The 17,481-nt window shown below is 47.1% G+C and carries 13 protein-coding genes; 2 read left to right on the top strand and 11 right to left on the bottom strand.

The window, feature by feature from the left end:
- Positions 1-114 precede the first annotated feature (114 nt).
- Complete coding sequence (locus tag AB4133_RS16335) at positions 115-3,546, top strand: PAS domain-containing hybrid sensor histidine kinase/response regulator (RefSeq protein ID WP_136974344.1); 3,432 nt, start codon at positions 115-117, stop codon at positions 3,544-3,546.
- A gap of 117 nt (positions 3,547-3,663) precedes the next feature.
- Here the strand turns inward: AB4133_RS16335 and AB4133_RS16330 are convergent, their stop codons facing one another.
- The 4 genes from AB4133_RS16330 to AB4133_RS16315 all read right to left on the bottom strand — a co-directional run bounded on the left by AB4133_RS16330 (position 3,664) and on the right by AB4133_RS16315 (position 7,629).
- Positions 3,664-5,049, bottom strand: a complete 1,386-nt coding sequence (locus tag AB4133_RS16330) for a class II fumarate hydratase (protein ID WP_372225043.1) — start codon at positions 5,047-5,049, stop codon at positions 3,664-3,666.
- A gap of 12 nt (positions 5,050-5,061) precedes the next feature.
- Complete coding sequence (locus AB4133_RS16325) at positions 5,062-5,448, bottom strand: hypothetical protein (protein WP_017062714.1); 387 nt, start codon at positions 5,446-5,448, stop codon at positions 5,062-5,064.
- Between the two features lie 200 nt (positions 5,449-5,648).
- Positions 5,649-7,352, bottom strand: coding sequence for a sodium:solute symporter family protein (locus AB4133_RS16320; protein WP_017062715.1), 1,704 nt, complete (start codon positions 7,350-7,352; stop codon positions 5,649-5,651).
- Positions 7,353-7,362: 10 nt separating this feature from the next.
- A complete protein-coding gene (locus tag AB4133_RS16315) occupies positions 7,363-7,629 on the bottom strand; it encodes a DUF4212 domain-containing protein (RefSeq protein ID WP_010435433.1) in 267 nt (88 codons plus the stop codon).
- Positions 7,630-8,077: 448 nt separating this feature from the next.
- Here AB4133_RS16315 and AB4133_RS16310 point away from each other — a divergent pair, with 448 nt between their 5' ends.
- Positions 8,078-9,829, top strand: coding sequence for a potassium/proton antiporter (locus AB4133_RS16310; RefSeq protein ID WP_017066561.1), 1,752 nt, complete (start codon positions 8,078-8,080; stop codon positions 9,827-9,829).
- On the opposite strand, the gene AB4133_RS16305 is transcribed toward AB4133_RS16310, so the two are convergent.
- The 7 genes from AB4133_RS16305 to arcC form a co-directional block, all read right to left on the bottom strand.
- Positions 9,826-10,455 carry a response regulator transcription factor gene (locus tag AB4133_RS16305; protein ID WP_017062717.1) on the bottom strand — a complete coding sequence of 210 codons (630 nt, stop codon included), beginning with the start codon at positions 10,453-10,455 and terminating at the stop codon, positions 9,826-9,828. The two genes, AB4133_RS16310 and AB4133_RS16305, sit on opposite strands and share 4 nt — an antisense overlap.
- A 212-nt stretch (positions 10,456-10,667) precedes the next feature.
- Positions 10,668-12,518 carry a protein-disulfide reductase DsbD gene (locus tag AB4133_RS16300; protein WP_372225041.1) on the bottom strand — a complete coding sequence of 617 codons (1,851 nt, stop codon included), beginning with the start codon at positions 12,516-12,518 and terminating at the stop codon, positions 10,668-10,670.
- A 175-nt stretch (positions 12,519-12,693) separates the two neighbouring features.
- Positions 12,694-13,182 carry an arginine repressor gene (locus AB4133_RS16295; protein ID WP_017063664.1) on the bottom strand — a complete coding sequence of 163 codons (489 nt, stop codon included), beginning with the start codon at positions 13,180-13,182 and terminating at the stop codon, positions 12,694-12,696.
- A gap of 327 nt (positions 13,183-13,509) precedes the next feature.
- Positions 13,510-13,974, bottom strand: a complete 465-nt coding sequence (pyrI, locus tag AB4133_RS16290) for an aspartate carbamoyltransferase regulatory subunit (protein ID WP_017062720.1) — start codon at positions 13,972-13,974, stop codon at positions 13,510-13,512.
- Between the two features lie 15 nt (positions 13,975-13,989).
- A complete protein-coding gene (gene pyrB / locus AB4133_RS16285) occupies positions 13,990-14,919 on the bottom strand; it encodes an aspartate carbamoyltransferase (RefSeq protein ID WP_017063665.1) in 930 nt (309 codons plus the stop codon).
- 492 nt (positions 14,920-15,411) lie between these two features.
- A complete protein-coding gene (argF, locus tag AB4133_RS16280) occupies positions 15,412-16,422 on the bottom strand; it encodes an ornithine carbamoyltransferase (protein WP_372225039.1) in 1,011 nt (336 codons plus the stop codon).
- A gap of 141 nt (positions 16,423-16,563) precedes the next feature.
- Entirely contained in the window at positions 16,564-17,475 is a 912-nt protein-coding gene (gene arcC / locus AB4133_RS16275) for a carbamate kinase (RefSeq protein ID WP_017062723.1), read from the bottom strand.
- Between the last annotated feature and the right edge of the window lie 6 nt (positions 17,476-17,481).

Below are 17,481 nucleotides of genomic sequence, written 5' to 3'. Positions count from 1 at the left end.
TAGAGTCTAAAGCACAGAATTTAAGCGATGCGATTGAGTTAATCACCCATCCTTAGTTAAATGAAACCTCTCCCTTATGGAGAGGTTTTTTTATGGATGAAAAAAGGGTTTTCAATGCAAGGATGGATAGTAATTCCAGTCTCTTTAGCCTACTTGGGCGTGTTATTTCTGATCGCTTGGTATGGAGACAGGCAGGTTCGTTGGCTATCGCGTTGGCGCCCGTGGATCTATAGCCTTTCGATTGCCGTGTATTGTACCTCTTGGACCTTCTATGGAACTGTCGGGCAGGCGAGCAATAACCCTTGGTCTTTTTTACCCATTTATCTCGCCCCGATTCTGGTCTTTACACTAGGCTGGCGGATCTTGGCGCGGCTGATCCTGATTGCGAAGCGGGAGCACATCACCTCCATTGCCGACTTTATCGCGGCTCGTTACGGGAAATCTCAGGGCTTAGCTGTGGCGGTGACGGTTATCGCCGTGGTCGGTATCCTTCCTTATATCGCTCTGCAACTGCGTGGTATTACCATGGGGTTGGATATTGTTGCGCCCAACCTAGCGGCTGACTTCGGTTATCAGGACTATCATGTGTCTTGGTTTGTGGTCGGTGCTTTGGCTATTTTCACCATGCTGTTTGGTACAAGACACATTGATAACACAGAGCATCACCGTGGCATGATGATGGCGGTGGCGTTTGAATCCATCGTTAAGCTCGCGGCATTCCTGATCGTTGGCCTATTCATCATGTATCTGGCGATGAGCAGCGACAAGATCGACTTGCTTGATGTGGCGGCTTCCACCTACGAATCACCCAATATTCCGACCTTAATTATTCATACCGTTTTGACCATGTTGGCGATTGTCTGTCTGCCACGCCAGTTCCATACCATGGTGGTAGAGAACGAACGTCCTCAAGACCTGCATACCGCTCGTTGGTTGTTTCCGCTTTACCTGATTTTGATGGGACTGTTCGTGCTGCCAATTGCTTGGGCAGGACAAGGACTACTTACTGGTATGCCAGCGGATACCTATGTGATCAGTGTGCCAATGTCAGAAGGCGCTAATCACATTGCCTTGCTGGCTTTCCTTGGTGGTACGTCTGCGGCAAGTGGCATGGTGATAGTGTCGACCATCGCCTTGGCGATCATGGTGTCGAATGATTTAGTGATGCCATTGTTACTGCGCCGTATGCGCCTAACTCAAAGAACCCATCGACACTTTTCTGGCCTGCTATTGGTGATTCGCCGCGGGCTAATTTTACTGCTGTTACTGGGTGCTTGGCTGTTTTATCAGGCGCTCGATACCATCCATTCACTGTCAGCGATTGGCTTTCTTTCCTTTGCTGCGATTGCTCAATTCGCGCCAGCACTTATTGGTGGTTTGTACTGGCGCCCGGGTAACCGCAAGGGCGTGTATGTCGGCTTAATGGTGGGCTCGTTGATTTGGCTGATTACCTTGATGAGCCAAACCAGCATGTTGGCTGGCGACAGTGAAAGTAACCTTTTACTGTGGATTATCACGCCGCCAGAACTGCTCAGTAGCTGGAATATCAGCAGTTCAAACTGGGGCATTGTGCTGAGTATTGTACTTAATACCTTGTGCTATGCCGTGGTTTCGATGACGACTCGCCCAAGCCTAAGTGAGCGCTTACAATCAGCAGCATTTGTTGGCACGCCGCTGCCTGAAAACGAGAATATCAGCCTTTACCAGAACCGAGTGACGGTCGCTGAATTAGAGATGCTGGCGTCGCGTTTTGTAGGCCGTAAGCGTGCCAAAAGTGCCTTACACAGCTATTGGCAACAACACGGTCAGCCGCTGCTTCCTAATCAACAAGCGCCTGCAAGTCTGATTCGACACGCAGAGCGCGTGCTCGCCGGAGTATTCGGTGCTTCGTCTGCTAAGTTAGTACTTACTTCCGCTTTACAGGGAAGAAACATGCAGCTTGAAGAAGTCGCGACCATCGTGGATGAAGCTTCGGAACTGTACGACTTCAGCCGTGGTTTACTGCAAGGAGCGATTGAACATATTGGCCAAGGCATCGCAGTAATCGACAAACAAATGAGGCTGGTGGCATGGAATCAGCGTTACCTAGAGTTGTTTGAGTTCCCTGCTGGCTTGATTCAGGTTGGGCGACCCATTTCAGATGTGATTCGTCATAATGCTGAACAAGGTTTGTGTGGCCCGGGTGACCCAGAAGATCACGTTCGCCGTCGTGTTTATCACCTTGAGCAAGGAACACGACACACCTCTTCTCGTATTCGTCCTGATGGTCGAGTGATTGAGGTGCAAGGTAACCCGATGCCAAGTGGTGGTTTTGTGATGAGCTTTACCGACATCACGGTATTCCGACAAGCAGAGCAAGCGCTAAAAGATGCCAACGAAAGTTTGGAATCGAGAGTGCATGAGCGAACTCAAGAACTCGAAAAACTGAACCATCGCTTGGTAAAAGCCACGCAGATTTCGGATCAAGAATCACAATCTAAGAGTCGTTTTCTAGCCGCGGTAAGCCACGATTTGATGCAGCCGCTCAATGCCGCACGTCTATTTGCTTCGTCACTGTCTGAGGTGGCAAAAGAGCAAGAGGTGAAGCAATTGTCATCTCACATCGAGAGTGCACTTGGCGCCGCAGAAGATTTGATTGGTGACTTGCTAGATATCTCTCGATTGGAGTCCGGAAAGTTAGAAACCAACATTCACGCGATTGCCGTGCATGACGTATTAACCAATTTGAACGCGGAATTTAGCGCTCTAGCGAGACAACAGAAAATTGAGTTTAAGATGATTCCGTCGTCATTGTTCATTCATTCAGACCCTAAGCTGTTGAGGCGTGTGATTCAGAACTTTTTGACCAATGCGTTCCGCTATAACCCGGAAGGGAAAGTGGTACTGGGTGCGAGAAGAGTGAATGGACAGGTTCGAATTGATGTGTGGGATAATGGAACCGGTATCGATGAAGACAAGCAACAAGAAATCTTTGAAGAGTTTACTCGTGGCAGCCAAGTACGAGCCGATCAAGGATTGGGGTTAGGGCTGGCTATCTCGAAAGGTATTGCTCATGTGCTTGGCCATCAAATTTCGATGCGCTCATGGCCGGGGCAAGGCAGTGTCTTTTCCATCACCTTAGCTAGAGCGGAAAAAGTGGCTCCAGTTGTGCAAGCTTCGACGCCAATGGCGACCAGCGACATCGAACATCTCAAGATATTGTGTGTCGATAATGAACGAGAAATCTTAGTCGGTATGGAAAACCTGATCGGACGTTGGGGCTGTGAGGTTAAGACGGCGGTTGATTTGGTCGAAAGCTTGCAGTGCCTAGATGAGGGTTGGCTACCTGATGTGATTTTCTCTGATTACCGTTTAGATAATGGCAGAACGGGTCTCGAAGTCCTGCAGCAGTGTCGCTTGCGCCTTGGAGATTCTTTTGAAGGTGTCATCATCAGTGCCGATAGAACCGATGACATGTTGGCAGCGATAAAGGCCAACAGCTTTCGCTTTATTGCCAAGCCAGTGAAGCCACTTAAGTTAAGAGCGGTCTTGAATCGAGTGAGCTAGTTTGGGTTAACAGGCTCGGATTAGTACGTTCGTGAGCGGATAGTGAAAAGGCCTCAGATGAGGCCTTTTTTGTCTCTGTTTTTTTTGCGAACGCCGATTCGCTTGTTAATTCAATAACTAACCAGCAATGCCACCTTGTGTCAGTGTGGTTGGATCAAGCAGTTTACTGAGCTCTTCTCGGCTAAGATCGGTTTCTCTTTCTGCGACATCCAGAATTGGTAAGCCTTCTTTGTAAGCTTTCTTGGCAATATCAGCCGCCTTCAAGTAGCCAATCACAGGGTTAAGTGCGGTCACTAGGATTGGGTTCTTTGACAGTGCCAAATCGAGATTGTCTTGGCGTACCGTGAAGGTCGCGATGGCTTTATCTGCCAATGCGACAGAGCTATTAGCCAATAACTCAATACTTTCCAACACGTTATGAGCAATCACTGGCAGCATCACATTAAGTTGGAAGTTACCTGATTGTCCGGCTACGGTAATGGTGGTGTCGTTGCCAATGACTTGCGCCGCCGCCATAGCTGCAGCTTCTGGAATCACAGGATTTACCTTGCCAGGCATGATCGATGAGCCTGGTTGTAGAGCCTGTAATTCAATTTCCCCTAAGCCAGCCAACGGCCCAGAGTTCATCCAGCGAAGATCGTTTGAGATCTTCATGATCGCAACTGCTGCCGTTTTGAGCTGACCTGACAGCGCAACGATCGCGTCTTGACTGCTGAGGCTAAAAAAGAAGTTTTCACTCGAGCTAAAACTGATCTTTGTCGATTGAGACAGGTTACTCGCAAACTTATCGGCAAAGCGTGGGTCAGCATTGATCCCTGTTCCAACCGCAGTACCACCTTGTGCTAAAGCCTTGATAGCGGGCAGGGTGTTCTCTATTGCTTGCTTAGCGTGTTCTATCTGAAATTTCCAACCACCTAGCTCTTGAGCAAAGGTCATTGGCATCGCATCCATTAGATGAGTGCGACCTGTCTTCACGACCTCCGCAAGTTCCTGTTGTTTGATGGTGAGTGCTTCAGAAAGGTGAGTTAATGCAGGTAATAGCTTATTTTCAGCCATCAAAGCAACGCTCACTTGAATTGCGGTTGGCACCACATCGTTACTGCTTTGGCCCATGTTGACGTGATCATTGGGGTTCACGTCGCCTTGCAAGCTTCTTGAGGCAAGCGTAGCAATCACTTCATTGGCATTCATGTTGGAACTGGTACCTGAACCGGTTTGGTAGACATCGATAGGGAATTGATCGAGGTGTTTACCCTCAATGATCTCTTGGCTGGCTTTGGCTATCGCGTTGGCAATATCACCTTCCAGTAGACCTAACTGAGCATTGGTATCTGCCGCTGCCTGTTTAATTAACGCCAGTGCTTGAATAAAACTGGTCGGCATCTTGTGAGAGCTAAACGCGAAGTTATCCGCTGCACGCTGAGTTTGTGCTTGGTATAGCGCATCGGCAGGGACTTTCACTTCGCCCATGCTGTCTTTTTCAATCCGAAATTGTAGGGTCATGTTCTATCCTTGTTAGCCAAGTGGGGCTTGGACTTGTTGTAGTGTTTGGCTGAGATTCAAAAAACGCGCTTGGCCTTGAGGTTGCTGGCAGTAGTGGCGCTTCAAATAAAATAGTGGTGAGTGAATAGAGTCTAGGCAGATATGACGAAAGGCGAAACTGCGCTGAGGAGACTCAATCGCTTCAATCAAATGAAAGAAAACTTGGCGTAGATACAGCTCGCACAACAAGATGTTTTCTTGAGCGGCATGCTTTTCATAGTAAGCCGAAAGCGTCAGTGCACACTCGATATACTCTCGAATTACAAACGGCTCATGGCCTTGAACTTGTTCTAATGAAGCAAAGCGATCCTGTGCTTTGTAAAATCTCGAATAGAGAACCTGCTGCTCTTTCATCATCATCTGCATCTCTTTATTGGATGTTAATGATAATTATTATCAAGTAAAGTTTTAAAAACAACCCTTTGTTTATCTTTTTATAAAGTGAGCAGAAAAAGAAAAAGCCGATACACGAAGTATCGGCTTTCTGGAGTCAGTACCTAATCCCTACAATGTAAGTACTGATTCATTTTTTGCTAAACATCTTTGTTTAGTGGTCGTGCTTAGTGGTCGTGAGCTTCACCTGCACCTTTCGGGTAACGGATGTTCTCAACCATATCTTGTACATCTTGTGGTACTTCAGCAGTTACTTTGTTTACAGCAATCGATACTACGAAGTTTAGACACATACCTAGCGTACCGATGCCTTCTGGGCTGATACCAAACCACCAGTTTTCAGGTGTGCTTGCTGCTGGGTTAATGAACTTGAAGTAGATGATGTAGCTTGCTGTGAAGGCAATACCTGACAACATACCTGCAATTGCGCCTTCCTTGTTCATCTTCTTGTAGAAGATACCTAGGATAATCGCTGGGAAGAAGGATGCTGCGGCTAAGCCGAAGGCAAACGCTACTACCTGTGCTACAAAGCCTGGTGGGTTAATACCTAAGTAACCGGCACCGACAATCGCGACCATGGCTGCCAGACGAGCGGCTAACAGCTCCTGCTTGTCGGTCATGTTTGGTCTGAAGCCTTTCTTCAACAAGTCATGTGAAATCGACGTTGAGATGACCAATAGTAGACCCGCGGCTGTTGATAGTGCGGCTGCTAGGCCACCGGCTGCAAGCAGTGCTACAACCCAGTTTGGTAGTTTCGCTAGCTCTGGAGAAGCCAGTACGATGATGTCACGGTTAATCTTCATCTCGTTGCGCTCATCGCCCGAGTAGAACATTTTGCCATCGCCGTTCTTATCTTCCCAACCTACTAGGCCAGTGCTTTCCCAGTTTTTGTACCAGCTTGGTGCGTCCGCTGCAGCGACACCTTGCATGTCAGGGCCGTTGATTGTTTCGATCATGTTTACACGAGCGAATGCTGCAACGCCTGGTGCTGTTGTGTATAGCAATGAGATGAACAGTAGTGCCCAACCCGCTGAGATACGAGCATCACGTACTTTTGGTACCGTGAAGAAACGAATGATTACGTGTGGAAGACCCGCAGTACCGACCATTAGAGCCGCACAGATGAAGAATACATCTACCATGCTCTTGTTACCTTCGGTATAGGCGGTAAATCCGAGTTCTTCGGTCAGTCCATCCAGTTTATCAAGAAGGTAAACATCTGTGCCTGATAGCGTAGAGCCCATACCAACTTGTGGAAGTGGGTTACCTGTCATCATGATTGAGGTAAAGATTGCTGGAACAAGGAAGGCGAAAATGAGGACACAGAATTGAGCTACCTGCGTATAAGTGATGCCTTTCATGCCACCTAGTACTGCGTAGAAGAACACAATACCCATACCAATGATGATGCCTAGGTTAATATCAACTTCTAGGAAACGAGAGAATACAACGCCCACACCACGCATCTGGCCTGCAACGTACGTAAACGATACGAAGATTGCACAGAATACCGCTACCATACGTGCCGTTTTCGAGTAGTAACGCTCACCGATGAAATCAGGAACCGTAAACTGACCGAACTTACGTAGGTAAGGTGCTAAACATAGCGCAAGTAGTACATAACCACCTGTCCAACCCATTAGGTAAACCGCACCGTCGTAACCAACGAATGAGATGATACCTGCCATTGAGATGAATGATGCTGCCGACATCCAGTCAGCGGCGGTCGCCATGCCGTTTGCTACTGGGTGTACACCACCGCCAGCAACGTAGAACTCACTAGTAGACCCTGCACGAGCCCAGATTGCGATGCCGATATATACCGCGAAAGTAATACCGACGAGAATAAACGTCCAAGTTTGAATATCCATGTTCTAGCCTCTAGTCTTCCTGTACGTTGTATTTTTTGTCGAGCGCATTCATGCGGACAACGTAAATAAATATCAGCGCCACGAAGGTGTATATCGAACCTTGCTGAGCGAACCAAAATCCTAGCTTGAACCCGCCAAACTGAACGGTATTGAGGGCATCCACAAATAAGATGCCAGCGCCGTAAGACACCGCAAACCAGACCGCGAGCAGTGTTCCCATAATTCCCAAGTTTTCCTTCCAGTAGGCTTGAGCATGTTCCGTAGATTCGAACGCCATTGCCTTCTCCTTTATTCCGTTTTCGTAGAAACTGTTTTTGTGAAACCGTTTTGTAAAATAGCGTGTTAACGTAATGTTACGATTTAGAATGTAGCAAGGATAAGTCAAGGGATCTGTGCAACTTTAGTCGGGATGGTATTAGCGCTAATGTACTGAAATATGGGAGCTAGGAGACATAATCATAGAAAAATGTGATGTTAAAATGGTGTTAAATTAGCCAAAGGTCTAACAAAAAGGGATGAATTAGACTGCGAGTCATAAAATTTAACAACTAAATGACCGAGAAACGGTATTTAGCCCTGCTTATGACACGAAGCGAAACATAAGTTTGTTATAGTAACAACGGCACTTTCACCGACCGTGCCTTGCTAAACGGCAGAAGATCAACAAGCTAGTGGCAAAAGATCAACAGGCTTAAAGCTCGGATTTTATTCTTTGGGGGAACGAATTGGACGCAATAACCATTAACCACTTATTCTTGACTGGTGCCGTACTCATCGCCATCAGCGTGCTTTTCTCACAAGTGTCCTCTCGATTGGGCGTTCCTATTCTTTTGATCTTTTTGTTCGTTGGTATGTTAGCGGGTGAAGATGGACCCGGTAATATTCATTTCGATGATTACTCACTGACCTACTTGGTGAGTAACCTTGCGCTTGCCGTGATTCTGTTGGATGGCGGTATGCGAACCAAGGTGGCGAGCTTCAAGGTCGCTTTCTGGCCTTCGCTCTCGCTGGCGACGATAGGTGTCGCATGTACAGCAACCTTAACCGGATTAATGGCGGCTTGGCTGTTTGACTTGTCATTAATGCAGGGCATCTTGGTCGGGGCGATTGTTGGTTCAACCGATGCGGCAGCGGTATTCTCTTTGCTGAAAGGACAGAGTCTCAATGAGCGTGTTGGCTCAACCCTAGAGATCGAATCGGGCACTAACGACCCAATGGCGGTCTTCCTGACGGTGACCTTAATTGCGCTGTTAGGTAACCCTGACGCTGAGATGGGAATGAACTTCCTACTGCAAAGTTTTGCGATGCAGTTTGGTATCGGTACTCTTGTTGGTATTGGCGGCGGCTGGGTTCTATGGAGCTTAATCAATCGAGTACAATTGGCTGATGGCCTTTATTCCATTCTGGTACTCAGTGGGGGCGTGGCTCTGTTTGCGTTCTCTAACATGCTTGGCGGCAGCGGCATTTTATCGATTTACCTAGTGGGCTTGTTCATTGGTAATCGTCCGACGCGCTCGCGACACTCGATTCTTAATGTTCTTGATGGCATGACGTGGCTAAGCCAGATCGTGATGTTCTTGGTATTGGGTTTATTGGTGACGCCATCAACGTTGATGGACATTGCTCTGCCTGCGCTGGCACTGGCCTTCGGTATGATTTTGTTTGCTCGTCCGCTGTCGGTTTGGTTGGGTTTGCTGCCGTTCAGAAGCTTTACCACCAAGGAACGTTGGTTTGTTTCTTGGGTCGGTCTACGCGGCGCGGTACCGATCATTCTGGCGGTGTTCCCGATGATGGCTGGCCTGCCTAATGCTCAGCTGTATTTCAATATCGCGTTCTTCGTGGTTATGGTGTCGCTGATTGTTCAAGGCGGCAGCTTGATGAAAGTCGCGAGATTGGCTCAAGTGACGCTACCTCCAACGCCGACACCGATTTCTCGTACTGGCATTGAAATTTACCCTGCTAGTGAGTGGGAGATGTTTGTCTACAAGCTGAAAGAAGAGAAGTGGTGTGTGGGCGAACCACTAAAGCGTTTGTCTATGCCGGAAGGAACGCGAATTACTGCACTGTTTAGAAAGGATGCATTGCTTCACCCATCAGGCAGCACCGTGTTAGAGGCGAACGATATCTTATGTGTGCTTGGTCAAGACAAAGATTTGGACAGCTTAAGTTCGTTGTTCAGTGAGGCGCCTCTAGCAGAAGAGGCGGCACGATTCTTTGGTGACTTCTTCTTGGATGTTGAGCTATCAGTTGCGGCAGTGAGTGATTGTTATGGTATTGAACTTGGCTCGGAAGAAGAGCGAGAAATGACGCTAAAACAATTGGTTGCTCAAGAGCTTGGCGCACACTCTGTATTGGGTGATAGCTTTGAGTGGCATGACATCACTTGGGTGGTTGCAGAGATAGATGATCATAAAGTCGTCAGGTTGGGTTTATGTTTACCTAAGACGACTTTAGAAGAGGATATCAGTGAAGCTTAATTGTGGACTTCTTGTAGCAAGATAACCGCTTGAGTACGATTTTTCACATCCAGTTTACGGAAGATGGCCGTCATATGTGCTTTGATGGTCGCTTCCGAAACATTCAATTCATACGCGATTTGCTTGTTAAGCAAGCCGTCAGAAAGCATCCCTAATACCTTGTATTGCTGAGGCGTCAGTGTGGAAATCTTTTCTGCAAGGTCGCTACACGCTGCATTATTGGTGATAAGCCCTTCAGGGAAGAACGGGTCGCCATTCAGCACTTGATTCAGTGCACTCACCAACTCACGCATATCACTCGACTTAGGAATAAAGCCAAACGCACCGTGGCTCTTCACCTGAGTGACCACGCTGGCATCTTCACTGGCAGAAACCACCACAATCGGTAGATCTGGGTATTCAGCGCGCAGTTGAATTAAGCCTGACATGCCATTGGCGCCCGGCATTTTCAGATCGAGCAGTAATAGATCCGGCTCGCCTTCTTTCTTTAGCAGAGTCAGTAAGGCATCGAGAGAATCGGCCTCAAGCAGGTTCGCACCACTGATCGCCATATGAACTGACTGAAACAGGGCGTTGCGAAAGAGAGGGTGGTCATCAGCAATGATGATGGTATAGGTCGAGTCCATGACGTTCATACTTTTAACAATTTAGTTAATATTTATTATCATCCTGATTGAGTATGTGGACAATATCTATGCATTAAAAGTCTGAACCATATCGACTTTTATCCCCGGAATAAGAAAGCGTTACTCTGAATAGCAAAAAAGCCGCACTGCCATCTCGTTACGGAGGGGCGGTGCGGCTTTCGATTCGGCTTATATTTTAGTGAATATTGCCGTTATAGCTGGTGGTTTTGCATGTGTTTTAAGAATACATCAGCAGGCATAAAACCGGTTACACGAGCATTTGGAACATGGTTACCCTCGCCATCCCAGAACTCAATCGTCGGTAAGCCAAGTACCTGTAATTGTTTAAGCAGTTCAATGTCTTGAGGCATGTTTCTCGTTACATCGGCTTGTAGCAGTACAAAGTCAGAAAGCTTGTTTTCCACATCAGCTTGATGGAAGGTGTACTTCTCGAACTCTTTACACGCCACACACCAATCGGCGTAGAAGTCGAGCATCACAGGCTTACCGAGTTTCTTCGCTTCGATGAGCTGGATTTCTAGCTCTTCAACCGTGTTGATGCGTGCAAATTGGATGTGCTGTTGTTCTACCGTTACGCTCTTTTCTGCAAACCAGTAATTGAGCGCAGGTTGAGCTGATGCGAACAGGCCAAGCATCGCAATGATGCCCACAGCGCTTTGCTTCCAGCCACCAAATGGCAGTGCATTCTTACTGTGGTAAAGCCAACCAAAGGCGATGAAGCCAAGGCCAGACCAAAGCACGGTTGCCCACAACTCAGGAATGATTCGCTCTAGCAGGAAGATAGGCGCGGCAAGCAAGATAAAGCCGAATACGATCTTCACCTTGTCCATCCAGCTGCCCGCTTTAGGCAATAGCTTATTACCAAACACTGCCACTAAAATCAGTGGGATACCCATACCCATAGCCAACGCGTACAGAGCAATTGCACCGGTAAATAGGTCACCACTCTGAGCCACATACAGCAGTGCGCCTGACAATGGCGCCGTGGTACAAGGTGAACACACCAAGCCAGAGATAGCGCCCATTGCGAATACGCCCAAGGTATTGCCACCTTGCTGCTTATTGCTTTGATTGTTGAGCCAAGTTTGAATGCTGCTTGGCAGTTGCAGGTTATAAACGCCAAACATCGACATTGCCAACGCCACGAACAGAACACTCAGCGCGATCAGCACGTAAGGGTGCTGCATAGCGGCTTGGAACTGCATGCCTGCTGAAGCAACCACTAAACCTAATAAGGTGTAGGTTAACGCCATGCCTTGCACGTAAATAAAGGACAGCATCAGCGCGCGACCTTGGCTGAGTTTGCCACCACCTAAAACGATACCCGTTAGAATCGGATACATAGGCAGCACACACGGCGTAAAGGCTAAACCAACACCGAGTGCTAAGAATAATAGAGGGGTCCACCAACTGTCACCGAGCTTATCGGCTAAGCCTGCTTCTTTTGAAACAGGGGCATTTGGCTGTTGAGTCGTGTTACTTACAACGTCTGCTTTCGGAGATGTTGGTTGCGTAGAAACATCGGTTTCGTTGCCAGCAGAAGATGAAGCTTGTGAGTCACTACCTTGCGAATTAGCAGAACCTGTTGCTGTGAAAGGTTCAATGTCGATGATACGAGTCTCTGGTGGGTAGCAGAACCCTGCGTCCGCACAGCCTTGATACTTAACGATCAGCTGTGAGCCATCTTGGTAACTCTGCAGAGGAACTTGCACGAATAACGGCTGAGTATAAATGCTCACCTCACCGAAGAATTCATCTTGGTGCGGCTTACCATCTTCTAATTCAACATTACCGATAGCGAGATTTTGCCCGGTGAACGAGAGGCTATGTTGATAGAGGTAGTAGCCCTCTTTTACTTGCCAGTCGAGAAGGACTTTGTCGTCTTGCTGGTAGTAATTGAAAGGGAAAGCTTGGTCTACAGGGACAAAACCATTGTTATTGCCTCCGAAGCTTGGCTCGGCGTTGTCGTTCCCAAATAGCGCCCACGCAGGCTGGGTGAATAGGGAAACACAAAGAAAAAGTAATGTGGCAAGTCGTCGCATACTATTTAGTCATCAAAATGGAGTTGAAGGTATCTTAACTCAATCAGACCGTAATAGTTTGCTATTAGTTTCATCGGCAAACAAATATCCCCTAAGGCGGGATAGCGATTTTATTGGGTAATCGAGTGGGGAGCTGCAATTCAACTTGAGTGACTTGCCTTTGTAAAAGAGACATTTAAGCTACACCCAAGCGTGCTTTTACTACTTGTTCGCAAGCATCAATATTCATCGTATCTTTTGGAATAATAAGCACGGTATCATTACCGCCAACGGTGCCGATAATCTCAGTATGTGGGTCGATATCGACTAATCTTGCGACTAATTGAGCACAACCTGGATGAGTTTTTACGATGACCATCGCTTGGTTATGAGTGATGAATTCGATTTGCGATGAGATGGATGCATCGACACGAACCGGTGCACTTTCAACCGTGATGCAGTAAACCTTTTTACCGCAAGCATTCTGAATTTTGACAACACCAAGCTGTGACAAAATACGAGAGACGGTCGATTGGCTGATACCGGTATAGCCAATATCGACAAGTTTCTCTCGCAGTTGATTTTGGGTCGAGAAGCTTTGTTGTTGTAGTAAGCGTTTGCACGCTGCAGTCAGTGTTTTATCTTCAGCTGAATACAAGCAACCGTGCTCAGTGATTGGGTTCATGAACAACTCCTTAAGGTCAACATGTGGTTATCGCTTGTCCATAGCGCCGAGCGTACTCCCAAAGCCGTAGAGTACGATTGTTAAATAGGGCTTACCGATGAATCCCGAAATAAAGAGGGAAGGCATGCGTGATGTATGATCGTCTACCCATTGAGTCTACCACTAAAGGATAGTTATCTTTTTGAAGGGGATCACCAAATAAAATTCTAGTTAATTGCTTTTACTTTGGAGTTTTATTCTTTTGTTAAATGGATATTTATTCCAAGTTTGGCATAAATATCCATCGGTATTAGGGTGCTTTGGAGACCGTGATAATGGCGCTAAGGGTTAGCGAATTTCACTCATGATCTCGCGAGAGAATACTTTTTCACAGTAGTGACATTTTAGCTGCACGTTTTCCTGTTTTAGCTGCACTTTAAAGCTGCTTTCGACAGGTTCACCGTGCGAAATACAGTTGCTATTCGGGCAAGAGTAGACACTGTGGATTTGCTCTGGCAGCACAAGGGTTAGCTTATTAACCACTTTATACTCTTCAATCTGATTGACCGTTGCCTGCGGAGCATAAAGAGCCAATTGGTTGGCTTGTTCCTTGGTCAGGAAGATGTTCTCAATCTTGATTAGATCTTTATGGCCAAGTGCCGATGATGGCAGGTTTAAGCCCATAGTGATGCGCTGTTCTGTCTTGTGTAGCTTAAACAGTTTAAGGATTTTGATACCAAGGTGAGCAGGGATGTGGTCAATCACGCTGCCGTTACGGATCGCTTCTACTTGTAGCTGAGTTTGTTTAACCATGACTGTTTCTCCTGCTTATAAAGTGTCGTTAAGAACTAGGGCCAATAGGGCTTCGCGAGCGTATACACCGTTTTCAGCTTGTTCGAAGTAGTAAGCGTGTGGCGTTTTATCAACGTCGGTGGTGATTTCGTCGACGCGTGGCAGCGGGTGAAGTACCTTCATGTTTTGACGAGCGTCTTTCAATGTATCGGCGGTGAGGATGTAAGCCGATTTCATGTGTGCGTATTCCGACGCATCAAAGCGCTCTTTCTGCACGCGAGTCATGTACAGAACATCCAGTTCCGGCACGACTTCTTCAATGCTGCTGTGAGTGCTGTATTGGATGCCCATCTCTTCCAATTCTTCACAGATGTAATCTGGCATCTCTAAGACTTCTGGCGCGATAAAGAAGAAACGCACGTTATTGAATTTCGATAGTGCTTGGGTCAATGAGTGCACGGTACGGCCATATTTTAGGTCGCCGACGAACGCCACATTGAGGTTATCGAGCGTGCCTTGTGTTTCGTAAATCGAGAACAGGTCCAGCAAGGTTTGCGTCGGGTGCTGGTTAGCACCGTCGCCGCCGTTTACTACCGGCACACCGTTAGAAAATTCAGACGCTAAACGTGCTGCCCCTTCTTGTGGGTGACGCATTACAAAGGCATCGACGTAGGATGAAATAACCTGCACTGAATCGGCAAGTGTTTCGCCTTTCTTCGCCAGTGAGGTGTTACCGCCATTATCAAAGCCAATGACCGTGCCACCAAGGCGCTGGACGGCGGTCTCAAATGAAAGGCGAGTTCGAGTTGAAGGCTCAAAGAAGCAGCTCGCAACGACTTTATTTTTCAGCAACTCTGGGTTTGGCTCGGCCTTGAGTCTTGCTGCTGTGTCGACGATAAGCTCCAGTTCATCACGAGAGAGCTCTGGAATGGAGATGATGTGCTTGTTAAATAACGAATGCGCCATAACGGGTCTTCCTTTTTCTATGCATACAGTCAAATTGCGGACAAAAAAAAGCCCCCTAAAAATAGGAGGCTTCGAAACGATCAATAGAGCAAAATAAAAATGACACCACCGCCACTCTTTGGCGTGTAGTTTGACAATTATGTGCGACAGAATTGCGGTTCATTTTTTGCTCTCTTTAGACAAATTGCGGAGGATTATACTCAGATAAAAATGCCATGCAATACTTTCCGTAAAGTATTCATTTAATGGATTTTTATGCGAAATAACCTCTACATTTTGCTTTGATTTAAGCCCTTGTTGAAACAGAAAATCTCAGGGTTTTTGGGGCGATAATGCCCTCAAGTACATGAAAAAAAATGCGGGCTTTATCCAAGGGCTAAATCCCAAGTTCGCCGCCCGCATTTCCCTGTCATTACACTTAACTTGTCAATGTCTCGCGAACAAGTGAGTGCTTAACTTCTTAGTTGTTTCGATTCTTAGCTGTTTAGGTAATTAACTGCCTAGTGTTGCAACCATTACTGCTTTGATGGTGTGCATGCGGTTTTCAGCTTCATCGAACACGATAGAGTATTCAGACTCAACTACCTCATCAGTCACTTCCACACCGTCTTTTAGCTGTGGATATTCAGCCGCAAGTTGTTTGCCTACCGTGGTATCTTCGCCATGGAAAGCTGGCAGACAGTGCATGAATTTCACATGTGGGTTACCCGTTGCTTTCAGCATTTCCATGTTCACTTGGTAAGGCATCATTAGGTTGATACGCTCAGCCCATGCTTCTTTCGCTTCGCCCATAGATACCCAAACGTCGGTGTACAGGAAGTCACAACCTTGCACGCCTTCTTGAACATCTTCAGTCAGTGTAATTTTGCCACCTGTGTGCTCTGCGATTTCACGACACTGAGCCAATAGTTCTTCTTGTGGCCAGAACTGTTTTGGAGCAACAAGGCGAATGTCCATGCCCATTTTCGCTGCGCCAACCATCAGAGAGTTACCCATGTTGTTGCGAGCATCACCTAGGTAAGCAAAGCTGATTTCATGCAGTTGTTTACCACGGCCGTATTCCGTCATGGTTAGGAAGTCAGCAAGAATTTGTGTAGGGTGGAATTCGTTAGTCAGACCATTCCATACTGGAACTCCAGCGTAAGCGCCGAGCTCTTCAACGATTTCTTGACCGAAGCCGCGGTATTCAATGCCATCGTACATACGGCCAAGAACGCGAGCGGTATCTTTCATTGATTCTTTGTGGCCAATTTGAGAGCCAGATGGGCCTAAGTAAGACACGCGAGCGCCTTGGTCGAATGCCGCTACTTCGAATGCACAGCGAGTACGAGTTGAGGTTTTCTCAAAGATAAGCGCAATGTTTTTGCCAGTTAGTGTTGGCTGTTCGTAACCGTTGTACTTCGCTTTTTTTAGCTCCATAGAAAGATCTAATAAGTGTTGAATTTCGCGTGGAGTGAAATCTAGTAGTTTTAGGAAGTTACGATTGCGTAGGTTAAAAGCCATGATGTATTCCTTCTTAGATTTAGGCGCTTTCTTGTTACAGGGAAAGAAAATTCAAGAAAGCGCGATTCAATTTTTGTGTATTAATTTCAGTTCAAACGGTGATTCAGTTTTCTCGCAAGGTTTGAAAAGCTCGCGAGTAGATTAATCTTTGGTGATGTTGGTGCCCGCCAAGCCTTGCAGGATTTGCAAACCATCTTCGAGTGCACCAATACCGACGACTTTGCCGCCTTGCTGAATGAATTCGCACGATGCTTCAATTTTTGGTCCCATAGAACCTGCATCAAATTCGAATTTCGCCAGTTCACTTGGTGTGGTGCTGCGCAGTGCGTGTTGAGTCGGTTTGCCCCAATCAAGGTAAACAGCGTCCGCGTCGGTCAAAATAAGCAGTGCATCCGCATCCAGTTGTTTCGCTAAGAAAGCCGCTGACATGTCTTTGTCGATAACCGCTTCAACACCCACTAATTTGCCGTTCTCTTTTTTCACTGGGATGCCACCGCCGCCAGTACAAATCACTAGGTGGCCTGCATCGATAAGTTGGGTGATCGCTTCGTGCTCAACAATGCCAGTAGGGCGTGGGCTTGGCACAACGCGACGGAAGTGTTGGCCGTCTGGTTTGACGATCCAGTGGAATTTCTCCGCCAATTCACGCGCTTCCGCTTCTTCGTAGATCGGGCCAATCGGCTTCGTTGGATCGGCGAATGCAGGATCGTTTGGATCAACGGTCATTTGCGTCAACATGCACGAGATGTTGCGGTTAGGTAGATAGTTCTTGAACTCTTGCATCAGCATGTAGCCGATCATGCCTTGAGTCTCACTGCCCAATACATCTAGCGGATACGGGTTTACTTTTTTGTATTCCAAACCTTGCAGAGCCAGTAAACCAACTTGTGGGCCATTACCATGTACTAGAACCACGTTGTACACTTTCGCGATTTCAGAGATGGTTTTAACCGCTGTTTCAATATTACGGCGTTGAACATCGGCTTCTAACGGCTCACCGCGACGAAGTAAGGCATTACCGCCGAGTGCAACAACAACAGTTTGCTTAGTCATAATTGT

It is taken from the genome of Vibrio sp. 10N.286.52.F8, from assembly GCF_041468745.1.
Classification (GTDB): Bacteria; Pseudomonadota; Gammaproteobacteria; order Enterobacterales; family Vibrionaceae; genus Vibrio; species Vibrio crassostreae_C.
Note: the sequence above shows the minus strand (reverse complement) of the source record. Positions and strands in the feature narration are given on the sequence as shown.